11 protein-coding genes are annotated in these 11,956 nt (G+C 73.8%); 10 read left to right on the top strand and 1 reads right to left on the bottom strand.

Features of this window, described 5'->3' with window-relative positions; translation table 11 throughout:
* The first annotated feature begins 9 nt into the window (after nt 1–9).
* The 10 genes from BGO37_RS05885 (at nt 10) to BGO37_RS05840 (ending at nt 11,411) form a co-directional block, all read left to right on the top strand.
* Entirely contained in the window at nt 10–1,656 is a 1,647-nt protein-coding gene (locus BGO37_RS05885) for a DNA repair helicase XPB (RefSeq protein ID WP_291753064.1), read from the top strand.
* A gap of 97 nt (nt 1,657–1,753) precedes the next feature.
* Entirely contained in the window at nt 1,754–3,412 is a 1,659-nt protein-coding gene (locus tag BGO37_RS05880; RefSeq protein WP_291753062.1) for a cation:proton antiporter family protein, read from the top strand.
* A gap of 74 nt (nt 3,413–3,486) precedes the next feature.
* A complete protein-coding gene (locus BGO37_RS05875) occupies nt 3,487–5,526 on the top strand; it encodes a TPM domain-containing protein (RefSeq protein ID WP_291753060.1) in 2,040 nt (679 codons plus the stop codon).
* A gap of 63 nt (nt 5,527–5,589) precedes the next feature.
* On the top strand, nt 5,590–6,357 hold the full coding sequence (locus tag BGO37_RS05870; protein WP_291753059.1) for a PspA/IM30 family protein: 768 nt from the start codon (nt 5,590–5,592) through the stop codon (nt 6,355–6,357).
* Nucleotides 6,358–6,455: 98 nt separating this feature from the next.
* A complete protein-coding gene (locus BGO37_RS05865) occupies nt 6,456–7,175 on the top strand; it encodes a response regulator transcription factor (protein WP_291753057.1) in 720 nt (239 codons plus the stop codon).
* Nucleotides 7,172–8,947, top strand: a complete 1,776-nt coding sequence (locus BGO37_RS05860) for a HAMP domain-containing sensor histidine kinase (RefSeq protein WP_291753056.1) — start codon at nt 7,172–7,174, stop codon at nt 8,945–8,947. The genes BGO37_RS05865 and BGO37_RS05860 overlap by 4 nt, the downstream gene beginning before the upstream one ends.
* Nucleotides 8,948–8,968: 21 nt before the next feature.
* Nucleotides 8,969–9,751: a hypothetical protein gene (locus BGO37_RS05855; protein ID WP_291753055.1), complete on the top strand. Its 783-nt coding sequence runs from the start codon at nt 8,969–8,971 to the stop codon at nt 9,749–9,751.
* A gap of 113 nt (nt 9,752–9,864) precedes the next feature.
* Nucleotides 9,865–10,164: a WXG100 family type VII secretion target gene (locus BGO37_RS05850; RefSeq protein WP_291753053.1), complete on the top strand. Its 300-nt coding sequence runs from the start codon at nt 9,865–9,867 to the stop codon at nt 10,162–10,164.
* A gap of 14 nt (nt 10,165–10,178) precedes the next feature.
* The gene (locus tag BGO37_RS05845; RefSeq protein WP_291753052.1) at nt 10,179–10,457 is read left to right on the top strand and encodes a DUF4031 domain-containing protein; all 279 of its coding nucleotides are present in this window, start codon (nt 10,179–10,181) and stop codon (nt 10,455–10,457) included.
* Between the two features lie 123 nt (nt 10,458–10,580).
* Entirely contained in the window at nt 10,581–11,411 is an 831-nt protein-coding gene (locus tag BGO37_RS05840; RefSeq protein ID WP_291753050.1) for a hypothetical protein, read from the top strand.
* Between the two features lie 58 nt (nt 11,412–11,469).
* Here BGO37_RS05840 and BGO37_RS05835 read toward each other — a convergent pair.
* On the bottom strand, nt 11,470–11,956 hold a 487-nt coding region (locus BGO37_RS05835; RefSeq protein ID WP_291753046.1), incomplete at its 5' end, for a TCP-1/cpn60 chaperonin family protein.

The following is an 11,956-nucleotide window of genomic DNA, read 5'->3' as shown; positions in this document are numbered from 1 at the left end:
AGGAACCGAGTGACTGACGGACCGCTGATCGTCCAGAGCGACAAGACCCTGCTGCTCGAGGTCGACCACCCGAAGGCCGGCGACGCCCGCCGCGCCATCGCCCCCTTCGCCGAGCTGGAGCGCGCTCCGGAGCACATCCACACCTACCGCCTCACCCCGCTCGGCCTCTGGAACGCGCGCGCCGCCGGCCACGACGCCGAGCAGGTGGTCGACACGCTGCTGGAGTTCAGCCGGTACCCGGTGCCGCACGCGCTGCTCGTGGACGTCGCCGAGACGATGGGCCGGTACGGCCGGCTCCAGCTGGTGAACGACCCCGCGCACGGGCTGGTGCTGCACGCCCTGGACCGCGCGGTGCTCGCCGAGGTGATGCGGTCGAAGCGGACCGCCGGGCTGCTCGGCGCGCGCATCGACGAGGCCGACGTGCTGGTGCACCCGTCCGAGCGCGGCCACCTCAAGCAGGTGCTCGTCAAGCTGGGCTGGCCCGCCGAGGACCTCGCTGGGTACGTCGACGGGGAGAAGCACCCGATCGAGCTGGCGCAGGACGGCTGGCACCTGCGGCCGTACCAGGAGCAGGCGATCGACGGCTTCTTCCACGGCGGCTCGGGGGTCGTCGTGCTCCCCTGCGGCGCGGGCAAGACGCTCGTCGGCGCCGGCGCGATGGCCCGCTCGTCGACGACGACGCTCATCCTCGTCACCAACACCGTCAGCGCCCGGCAGTGGCGCGACGAGCTGATCCGCCGCACGTCGCTGACGCCCGAGGAGATCGGCGAGTACTCCGGCTCCCGCAAGGAGATCCGGCCGGTGACCATCGCCACCTACCAGGTGCTCACCGTCAAGCGGAAGGGCGAGTACCCGCACCTCGAGCTCCTGGACGCCCGCGACTGGGGCCTCATCGTGTACGACGAGGTCCACCTGCTGCCCGCGCCGGTGTTCCGCATGACCGCGGACCTGCAGGCCCGACGCCGGCTGGGCCTGACCGCCACGCTGGTGCGCGAGGACGGCCGCGAGGACGAGGTGTTCTCCCTCATCGGCCCCAAGCGGTTCGACGCCCCGTGGAAGGACATCGAGTCCCAGGGGTACATCGCGCCCGCCGTCTGCACCGAGGTCCGGCTCACCCTGCCGGACCACGACCGCATGACCTACGCGATGGCCGACCCCGACGAGCGCTACCGCCTGGCGGCCACCGCGGCCGGCAAGCACAAGGTCGTCGACCGGATCGTCAAGCAGCACCCGGGCGAACCGACGCTCGTCATCGGCCAGTACCTCGACCAGCTGCACGAGCTCGCCGAGCACCTGGACGCGCCGCTCATCACGGGCGAGACCACGGAGCGCGAGCGTGAGCGGCTCTACGCGGCCTTCCGCGAGGGGACGGTGCCCACGCTGGTCGTCTCCAAGGTCGCCAACTTCTCGATCGACCTGCCGGAGGCCTCCGTCGCGGTCCAGGTGTCCGGGTCCTTCGGGTCGCGGCAGGAGGAAGCGCAGCGTCTCGGCCGGATCATGCGCCCGAAGGGCGACGGCCGCACCGCGCACTTCTACGCGATCGTCGCCCGCGACACGGTGGACCAGGACTTCGCCGCCCACCGGCAACGGTTCCTCGCCGAACAGGGCTACGCCTACACGATCGTCGACGCCGAGGACCTCGGCGGCGCGGCGTAGACCCCGTCGCCCAGGTCGTGACGAACGGCACTGATCGGAAGCGCTCCCACCTGGCAAGATCCGTGACACACCTGGCCACCGGACCGGGGAGGCGACCATGGCGGCGGCGGCGCTCTACCTGGGAGCGGCGCTGCTCGGCGGCCTCGTCGCGGTGCTGCTGCGGCTGCCCCCGCTCGTCGGCTTCCTCGCCGCCGGGTTCGCCCTCGGCGCCGCGGGAGCGCCGGACCTGCCGTACCTGCCGACGATCGCCGACTTCGGCGTCATCCTGCTGCTCTTCGCCATCGGGCTGAAGCTGGACGCGCGCACGCTGCTGCGCAAGGAGATCTGGCTGACGACGACGCTGCACCTGGCCGTGTCGGTGGCCATCGCGATCGGCTTCCTCGGGCTGCTCGCCGTCGTCCGCTTCACGCTCGTGTCCGACGCGCCGTTCGGGTCGCTCGCGCTCGTCGGGTTCGCGCTGGCGTTCTCCTCGACGGTCTTCGTCGTCAAGGTGCTCGACGACCGCTCCGACACCACCGCCCTCTACGGCCGCATCGCGATCGGCGTGCTCGTCATGCAGGACATCGCGGCCGTCGTGTTCCTCTCGCTGTCGACGGGCGTCGCGCCCAGCCCCTGGGCGTTCGCGCTGCTGCTGCTCATCCCGGGCGCCTGGGTGCTGCACCGGATCTGGGACCGGGTCGGGCACGGCGAGCTGCAGGCGCTGTTCGGCGTGCTCGTCGCCGTCGTCGTCGGCTACTGGCTGTTCGAGCTCGTCGGCATCTCCGGCGACGTCGGCGCGCTCGTCGTCGGCGTGCTGCTCGCGAGCCACCCCCAGGCCGGTGAGCTGTCGCGGTCGCTCATGACGTTCAAGGACCTCATGCTCGTCGCGTTCTTCGTCGAGATCGGCCAGCACGGCACGCCGCACTGGGCGGAGATCGCCCTGGCCGCGGCGCTGCTCCTCATGCTCCCGCTGCAGCTCGGGGCGTACGCGCTGCTGCTGTGGCTCATGCGGCTGCGGGCGCGCACGTCGTTCCTGGCCGGGCTCGCGCTGGCGAACTACTCGGAGTTCGGCATCCTCGTCGCGGTCGTCGGCGCGGAGACCGGGCTGCTCGACGAGCACTGGACGGTGGTGGTGTCGCTCGCGGTGGCGTTCAGCTTCGCGCTGTCCTCCGTCGTCAACCGCCGCGGCGTCGAGCTGGCCAGCCGGATGGCCTCCTGGCTGCCGGAGCGCGCCGCCGACAAGCTCCACCCGGACGACCGCCTGGTCGACGTCGGCGACGCGGACGCCCTGGTCCTGGGCCTGGGCCGCGTCGGCGCGGCCACCTACGCCCGGCTGCGCGACGAGTACGGCCTGTCCGTGGTCGGCGTCGAGCACGACCAGCGCCGCGTCGCCGAGCTGGAGGACGAGGGCTTCGAGGTGGTCCGCGCCGACGCGACGGACCTGGAGTTCTGGACCCGCGTGCAGCGCGCCGGCAAGGTCGCCGTCGCGGTCCTGGCGATGCCGTTCCACAACGCCAACCTCATCGCGCTGGCGCGGCTGCACACGGCCGGCTTCACGGGCAAGGTCGCCGCGGTCGCGCGGTACGACGACGACGTCGCCGAGCTGCGCCGGCACGGCGCGGACGCGGTGTTCCACCTGTACGGGTCCGCGGGTGCGGCGCTCGCCGACCACGCGGCGGCGGTGCTGCTGCGCCGACGGCCCGAGGGGATCGAGGCGGCGCACAACCTGCTCCACCTGGAACCGCCGGCCGAGCCGGCCGCACGCACCGACGCCTGAGACCCGGGCGCCGGGAACCGACCGGGCCCGATCGTCGTTGCGGGCGGGTGAGGGGGAGGTCGAGACTCATGCTCGTGCACGCCGATCGTGGTCGACGGTTCGCCGGGGGGCTCCGCTCGGGAGGCGCCCTCGCGATCGCCGCGGCCCTGTTCCTGTTCAGCGCCCTGCCGGCCGCCGCCGCCGGCCCCGTGACCATCGGCGCGGACCACATCACCGACCAGTCGGGCGTGCTGAGCGCCTCCGACACGTCGAGGGTCCAGTCGTCGCTCGACCAGCTCCGCTCCGACACCGGGCTGCAGCTCTACGTCGTCTACGTGCCGACCTTCGACAACCAGGACCCGGTCAGCTGGGCGACGGCGACGATCCAGGCCTCCGGCCTCGGCACCAACGACGTGGTCCTCGCCGTGGCCACCCAGGCCCGTCGGTACGCGCTCGCCCCGCAGTCCGTCACGAACGTCAGCTCCACCCAGATGCAGGCGGTCTACACGGCGGTGGGGCAGAAGCTGAGCGGCAACGACTGGGCGGGTGCCGCGGTGGCCGCGGCCGACGGCCTGCGCTCGGCGGCCACCACGGGCGCCGGCTCGGGCGGTGGCGGTGGCGTCCCCGTGAGCCCGCCCGCCACCTCGTCGGGACCGGGCTTCGGCTCGGTGCTGCTCGTCGGCCTGGTCGCCATCGCGGGGATCGTCGTGCTCGTCGTCGCGCTGGCGAACCGCCGGCGGGTGCCCGCGCCGGCCGCACCCTCCCCCGACGAGCTGGCCGGGCTGCCGACCGCCGAGCTCGACCGGCGCAGCGGCTCGGCGCTCGTCGCGATCGACGACCAGCTGCGCAGCTCGGAGCAGGAGCTGGGCTTCGCGCAGGCGCAGTTCGGGAACGACGCGACCAAGGAGTTCGCCACCGCGCTCGCCGACGGCAAGACGAAGGCGACGGAGGCGTTCCGGCTGCGCCAGGCGCTGGACGACGAGGTGCCCGACACCGAGCAGCAGCGCCGGGAGTGGACCACCCAGATCCTGCGCCTGTGCGCCGAGGTGTCGGCCGCGCTGGACGCGCAGAAGACGGCCTTCGACGACATGCGAAACCTCGAGGACCACGTCGAGCAGGCGCTCGACGACCACGCGCAGGCAGCGGCCGGCCTCACGCAGCGGCTCGGACCGGCGCGGGCGACGCTCAAGGCGCTCGCCGCCCAGTACCCCGCGGACGCGCTGGCATCGGTCGCGCAGAACCCCGACCACGCGCAGACGCTGATCTCCGACGTGCAGGACGCGATCGAGGCCGGCCGCAAGGCCGCCGCGGAGCCCGACCACCGCGGCGAGGCCGTCGGCTACGCGCGCGCCGCCGAGGCGGCGCTCGACCACGCCAAGACCCTGCTCGACGGTGTCGACGCCGCCGGCGCCGACCTGGCCGCGGCCGGGCAGAAGATCGACGCGGCGATCGCCTCCATCACCTCCGACCTCTCGGATGCCGCCCGGCTCGCGCCCGGCGATCCCGCGGTGGTGCCGCAGGTGCAGGCCGCCCAGCACGCGGTCCAGGCCGCGAGCGCCGTGCGCGCCGGCACGGGCGACCCGCTGGCGGCGCTGCGTGGGCTGACGTCGGCCGAGGCGGCGCTCGACGCGTCACTGGCGCCGATGCGCGAGCGCGAGGAGCAGGGCCGGCGCGCCCTCGTCCTGCTCGACGACACCCTCGGCCGGCTCGACTCTGCCATCCGGGCGGCGACGGACTTCATCAACACCCGCCGCGGGGTCGTCGGCCCCGAGGCCCGCACGCGCCTTGCGGAGGGGCAGCGGCTCCGCGACCAGGCCGTGGCCCAGCGCGCCACCGACCCGGTCGGCGCGCTCCCGCTGGCGCAGCGCGCCCAGCAGTACGTCGACGACGCCGTCGCCGCCGCCCGTCAGGACGTCGACAACAACACCCCGCCGTGGGGCGGTGGCCCCCGCATGGGCGGCGGCAACAACCTCGGCGGCATGGTGCTCGGCGGCCTGATCCTCGGCTCGATCCTGCGCGGCGGGGGCGGCGGGGGCGGCGGCTGGGGCGGAGGCGGAGGCGGTGGTGGCGGCGGCTTCGGTGGCGGCTTCGGCGGCGGAGGTGGCGGCGGAGGTGGCTTCGGCGGCGGGTTCTAGCCGCGGCAGGCGTGGGGCAGGACGACAGGGGAACCACATGGACACGACGAGGAAGGCACACCGATGACCGAGAAGCAGTCCATCTTCGGCCGGATCGCGCAGCTGGCGAAGGCCAACATCAACGCGCTGATCGACCAGGCGGAGGACCCGCAGAAGATGCTCGACCAGCTGGTCCGCGACTACACCAACTCGATCGCGGACGCCGAGCAGGCCGTCGCGCAGACCATCGGCAACCTGCGCCTGGCGGAGCAGGACTACAACGCGGACGTCGCCGCGGCGAGCGAGTGGGGCGGCAAGGCCCTCGCGGCCTCGTCGCGTGCCGACCAGTACCGGGCCGCGGGCGACGCGGCGAACGCCGACAAGTTCGACGCCCTCGCCAAGGTCGCGCTGGGCAAGCAGATCACGGCGGAGAACGAGGTCAAGGAGGCCGAGCCGCTCATCGCGTCGCAGCGCGAGGCCGTCGACAAGCTCAAGACCGGGCTCGTCCAGATGAAGGAGAAGCTCGGCGAGCTCAAGTCGCGCCGGGACACGCTCGTCGCGCGCCAGAAGTCGGCGCAGGCGCAGATCCAGGTGCAGGAGGCCATCGGCTCCATCAACGTCCTCGACCCGACGAGCGAGCTGTCGCGGTTCGAGGACAAGGTCCGCCGCCAGGAGGCCTACGCGCAGGGCCAGGCGGAGATCGCCGCGACGTCGCTCGACTCGCAGTTCGCCGAGCTCGAGAGCAGCGACCAGCAGATCGAGGTGGAGGCGCGGCTCGCCGCCCTCAAGTCGGGCCAGGCCCCGCAGCAGCTGGGCACGACGAGCGTGACCCCGCAGATCGCCGCGCAGTGACGTCCGCCCCTGGCGGGCCCCGGCAATCCGGTGGCCCGCCGGGGGCGACGGACGCAGCCAACTCTCAGCAAGTTCTCAGACGGTGCGCACACACTGGGATGGTGAGCACCATGCCCGAGGCGCGCCTGCTCGTCGTCGACGACGAGCCCAACATCCGTGAGCTGCTCGCAACCTCGCTGAGGTTCGCCGGGTTCGAGGTGCACGCCGCGGCGGACGGGCACTCGGCCCTCAAGCTCGCCAAGGACGTCGAGCCGGACCTCGTCGTGCTCGACGTGATGCTCCCGGACCTGGACGGCTTCGCCGTCACGCGCCGGCTCCGCGAGCGCGGCCAGTTCGTCCCCGTGCTGTTCCTCACGGCGCGCGACGACACCGCCGACAAGGTGCAGGGCCTGACCGGCGGCGGCGACGACTACGTCACCAAGCCGTTCAGCCTCGAGGAGGTCGTCGCCCGCATCCGCGCCGTGCTCCGCCGCACCCACCACGTCGAGGACGACTCGAGCGTGCTGCGCTACTCCGACCTCGAGCTCGACGACGACTCGCACGAGGTGCGGCGCGCCGGCCAGCAGGTGGAGCTGTCCCCCACCGAGTTCAAGCTGCTGCGCTACCTGATGCTCAACGCGGGTCGCGTGCTGTCCAAGTCCCAGATCCTCGACCACGTGTGGCAGTACGACTGGGGTGGGGACGCGAACATCGTCGAGAGCTACATCTCCTACCTGCGACGCAAGATCGACTCGATCGACAACGCCGAGGGTCGGCGCCTGCCGCCGCTCATCCACACGAAGCGCGGGGTCGGGTACCTGCTGCGCGAGATGACATGACCGAGCGCAGGGCGAAGGTCGAGGGCTTCGCGCCGGTCCAACCGCCGCTCGCCGCCGCCACGCCCGCGCACCCGGGCGCCCCGCGGGACGCCTCGCCCCCGGCCGGCGGCGCCGCTCCGACCGCCCCGGCGCGCGCCGCGAGCCCCGCCGAACCGGCTCGTGCCGCGACCCCGCCCGGGGCCGCCGCGGGCGCCGACGCGACCCCCGTGGACGACGTGCCCGCGGCCGGTGGCGCTGCCGGGGACGTCGCCACCGGGCCCCGTGCGCCGTCCGGATGGGCCCGGCTGCGCGCCCGCTGGGTCGCGGTCCAGGACCGCGTCCCGCTGCGCGTGCGCCTCGTCGTGCTCATCACCGTGCTGCTCGGCGCCGGGCTGGTGCTGGCCGGCGGCACGAGCGCGACGCTGCTGGAGCGCTCGCTCGTCGCGCAGATCGACGACAAGCTCAAGACCGAGGGCACGACGCTGGCGGGTCAGCAGGTCAGCGCCCTGCTCAGCGGCCTGACCACCAGGAGCGGGCCGAGCGACTACTACGTGCGCCTGCTGGCCGACAACGGCCAGACGCTGACGTACTGGGGCTGGGGGGCGACCCTCGCCCGGTCCGGCACGCCCGACCTGCCCGCCCTGACGGTCGACCAGGTGCGGGCGATGGACGCCAACGGGGACGCGAACGCGTTCACCGTGCGGTCGAACGTCGCAGGCTCGCACTGGCGCGCGGTCGCGTACCCGCTCCCCGCCGCCTACGGCGGCTCGGTGATCATCGCGCTGCCGCTGGGCGGCACCACCGACACCACGGAGACGATGGTCGTCATCCTCCTGCTGTCCGGCATCGGCATCCTGCTGCTCGGCGCGCTGGCCGCCGGCTGGGCCGTGCGGCGCTCGCTCCGGCCGCTCGTCGAGATCGAGCACACCGCGGCCGCCATCGCCGCCGGCGACCTGTCGCGGCGCGTGCCGACCCTCCCGCCGTCGACCGAGGTCGGCCGCCTCGGCACCTCGCTCAACGGCATGCTCGCCCAGATCGAGCAGGCGTTCGCCGTCCGCACGGCCTCCGAGGCCCGCATGCGGCGGTTCGTCGCCGACGCCTCCCACGAGCTGCGCACTCCGCTGGCGACCATCCGCGGCTACGCCGAGCTGTACCGGATGGGCGCGCTCGACGAGCGGGAGAAGGTCGACGACACGATGCGCCGCATCGAGGGCTCGGCCACCCGCATGGGCGGCCTGGTGGAGGACCTGCTGCTGCTCGCGCGGCTCGACGAGGGCCGGCCGGTCGCCCACGAGCCGGTGGACCTCACCGTGCTGGCCGCCGACGCGGTGAGCGACCTGCACGCCCTCGACCCCGACCGTCCGGCCCGGCTCGTCCCGCTCGGCCAGGGCGCCGCCGGCGGCCCCGTCGTCGTCACCGGCGACGACGCCCGGCTGCGGCAGGTCGTCGCCAACCTCGTCGGGAACGTGGTGCGTCACACACCGGTGGGCACGCCGGTGGAGATCGCGGTCGGCCTGGCCGACGGCGCCGGCGTGCTCGAGGTGCGCGACCACGGGCCGGGCATCGACCCGGCGCACGCCACCCGTGTCTTCGAGCGCTTCTACCGGGTCGACGCGTCCCGCACGCGGGAGTCGGGCGGGGCCGGGCTGGGCATGGCCATCGTCGCGGCGATCGTCGGGGCCCACCGTGGGCACGTGTCGCTGGCCGAGACCCCCGGCGGGGGCACGACCGTGCGCGTCGCCGTCCCGACAGGAGTCCCGGGGGACCGTGGGTACCATGGGGAGTCCGAGTAAACCGTCGGTGAGGTTCGTCTCATGGGCGCACTAGAAGCGCCGCAGTGGCTGTTGTCAGGGTTCGTCCGCAGCGTTCAGGCCGCAGGTGGGACGGCACAACCAGAGGAGATCCGGAGCACCGGTGAGTCCCTCCTCGAACGGTGGAGCTCCCCGGAGCGTCGGTTCCACAACCTCAAGCACCTCCTGTCGGTGCTGTCGCGCGTCGACGAGCTGACCGAGGAGACGCACGAGCCCGACCTGGTCAGGCTCGCCGCCTGGTACCACGGCGCCGTGTTCGCGTCCGACCTGGCCGCGACCCGCGCCAACAAGGGCGGGGAGGACGAGGTCGCCAGCGCCGGCGTGGCGCGGACCGAGCTCCTCGCGCTCGGCGTCCCCGAGGCGCGCGCACAGCGCGTCCACGACCTCGTCGTCCACCTGGCGCGGCACACGACCGACCGGTCCGACCCCGACAGCGCCGTGCTCTGCGACGCCGACCTCGCGATGCTGGCCGTCGAGCCGCAGCGCTACAAGGCGTACCTCGAGGAGCTGCGCGCCGAGTACTCCCACATCCCGCAGCACGACTTCCTGCAGGCCCGCCAGCGCATCCTGCGCAAGCTGCTGGCCCGCCCGTCGCTGTTCATCTCCCCGCTCTCCGAGCGGTGGGAGGAGCCGGCACGCCAGAACGTCACCGCCGAGCTCTCGCGCGTGGAGAAGGAGCTGGGCAAGCTCGAGGTGCAGGAGGCCGGCTCGGAAGCGCCGGCGGCTCCGGCTGACGGCGAGCCCGTCCCCGCCTCGACGGCCACCCACCCACAGCCCGGAGCCTGACCGCCGCGCCCCGCGCTGCCTCGTCGCGCGGGGCCGCGCCCCGTCGCCGTCCACCTAGCCTCGCGCCGCACCACGGCCCCGCACCGGGGCGGTGGGCACGACGAGGAGGGGCGATGAGCCAGTACCAGGTCGACGTCGCGCAGCTGGCGCTGGCCGCCACGGCGGTCCAGCAGCGGTCGGCATCCATCGAGGCAGAGGTCGCGGCAATGCACCGGCAGCTCGCGGACCTGCAGGGCGTGTGGCGCGGCGCGGCGGCGGGCGCGTTCGGCGCGGTCGTCGCGGACTGGTCGGCGACGCAGCAGCGGGTCGAGCAGTCGCTGGCGCAGATCGCCCAGGCGATGCGGGTCGCGTCGCAGGCGTACGACGAGGCCGAGCAGGCCGCGTCGCGGCTCTTCGCGCGCGTGACGCCGTGACGTAGCCTGCGGCGATGACCGTGCTCGTCGACACGCCCATGTGGCCGCGGCACGGCACGCTCTGGGCGCACCTGGTGAGCGACTCGTCGTACGACGAGCTGCACGCCTTCGCCGCGGCGGCGGGCCTGCCGGCCCGCTCGTTCGACCAGGACCACTACGACGTGCCGCTCGAACGGCACCCGCAGCTCGTGGCCCTCGGCGCGCAGCACGTCACGGGGCACGAGCTCATCCGCCGGCTGGTCGCCTCGGGCCTGCGCGTGCCGGCCCGCGACCGCGGCGCCCTGCGGCACTGAGCGAGGCGCGGGCGGCGACCCGGCCGGCCGCTGCGAGCCCGCCGCGGGCGTGGTGCGAGCCGAGGGGCGGTCGGTCCGTGCGGAGCCCGCCGCCCAGCGGTGTCCCGCGTAGCCTCGTCTGGCATGGCGGTGTCCCCGCAGCACCAGCGGGACGTCGACGCGATCCTCGCGCGCCGGCACGACAACGGCGCCGACCTCTGGGCGACGCCGGACGGCCGGCTCGCCAAGGGCAGCCCCTTCACGACGCTGGACTGCCTGCGCCTGCTGCACGAGCTCGGGGTGCCGCCCGACGACCCGGCGCTCGTCGGGGCCACCGACCTCGTCTGGCGCGCCTGGCGCGACGACGGCCGGTTCCGACTCGCCCCCGGCGCCATCTACCCCTGCCAGACGATCAACGCGACCCGCACCCTCGCCCACCTCGGGCACGCGTCCGACGAGCGGCTGGCGCGGACCTTCGAGCACCTGCTCGCCACGCGGCACGACGACGGCGGCTGGCGCTGCCTGAAGTTCAGCTACGGCCATGGGCCCGAGACCGGCTCGTCCAACCCCGGTCCCACCCTCGGCGCGCTCGACGCCTTCCGCTTCACGGCCCATGCGCCGCCCGGTGAGCTCGACGGCGCCGTCGACATGCTGCTGAGGCACTGGGAGACGCGGGCACCCCTCGGCCCCTGCCACTTCGGCATCGGCACGCTGTTCACCCAGGTCAGCTACCCCTTCGGGCAGTACAACCTGTTCTTCTACGTCCACGTGCTCTCGTTCTACGAGCGAGCGCGGCAGGACGACCGGTTCCGCGAGGCGCTGCGTGCGCTGCGCTCGCGGATGGTGGATGGCCGCCTCGTCGTCGAGCGCTCGAACCCGCGGCTGGCGGCGCTGGAGTGCGGCCGGAAGGGCGTCCCGAACGACCTGGTGACCGCCCGGTACACGGAGATCGTCGCCAACGTCGGCCGCGGATGACGAACGGGGCCGGCCACCCGACGGTGACCGGCCCCGCTCGCTGAGGATCAGGGGTGGATCAGAAGTCCATCCCGCCGCCCATGCCACCGTCGCCGCCCGGCATCGCCGAGTTCTTCTCCGGCTTGTCGGCCACGACGGCCTCGGTGGTGAGGAAGAGCGCCGCGATCGAGGCGGCGTTCTGCAGCGCGGAGCGCGTGACCTTCACCGGGTCGGCGACGCCGGCCGCGAGCAGGTCCTCGTAGACGTCGGTCGCGGCGTTCAGGCCGTGGCCGATCGGCAGGTTGCGGACCTTGTCCACGACGACGCCACCCTCGTAGCCCGCGTTGACCGCGATCTGCTTGAGCGGGGCCTCGATGGCCACCCGGACGATCTGCGCGCCGGTCGCCTCGTCACCGGTCAGGTCGAGCTTCTCGAAGGCCGTCTTGCCGGCCTGGATCAGCGCGACGCCGCCACCGGCGACGATGCCCTCCTCGACGGCCGCCTTCGCGTTGCGCACGGCGTCCTCGATGCGGTGCTTGCGCTCCTTGAGCTCGACCTCGGTGGCC

Origin of the sequence: Cellulomonas sp. 73-92 (assembly GCF_001898175.1) — a bacterium.
In the GTDB taxonomy this organism is placed as follows: domain Bacteria; phylum Actinomycetota; class Actinomycetes; order Actinomycetales; family Cellulomonadaceae; genus Cellulomonas.
This window is presented reverse-complemented; position numbering and strand designations above follow the sequence as displayed.

Excerpts from the sequence above, each read along its gene's own strand:
- BGO37_RS05840 (WP_291753050.1), top strand. The coding sequence starts at position 10,581 with ATGGCGGTGTCCCCGCAGCACCAGCGGGACGTCGACGCGATCCTCGCG.
- BGO37_RS05855 (WP_291753055.1), top strand. The coding sequence starts at position 8,969 with ATGGGCGCACTAGAAGCGCCGCAGTGGCTGTTGTCAGGGTTCGTCCGC.
- BGO37_RS05850 (WP_291753053.1), top strand. The coding sequence starts at position 9,865 with ATGAGCCAGTACCAGGTCGACGTCGCGCAGCTGGCGCTGGCCGCCACG.
- BGO37_RS05870 (WP_291753059.1), top strand. The coding sequence starts at position 5,590 with ATGACCGAGAAGCAGTCCATCTTCGGCCGGATCGCGCAGCTGGCGAAG.
- BGO37_RS05860 (WP_291753056.1), top strand. The coding sequence starts at position 7,172 with ATGACCGAGCGCAGGGCGAAGGTCGAGGGCTTCGCGCCGGTCCAACCG.
- BGO37_RS05865 (WP_291753057.1), top strand. The coding sequence starts at position 6,456 with ATGGTGAGCACCATGCCCGAGGCGCGCCTGCTCGTCGTCGACGACGAG.
- BGO37_RS05880 (WP_291753062.1), top strand. The coding sequence starts at position 1,754 with ATGGCGGCGGCGGCGCTCTACCTGGGAGCGGCGCTGCTCGGCGGCCTC.
- BGO37_RS05845 (WP_291753052.1), top strand. The coding sequence starts at position 10,179 with ATGACCGTGCTCGTCGACACGCCCATGTGGCCGCGGCACGGCACGCTC.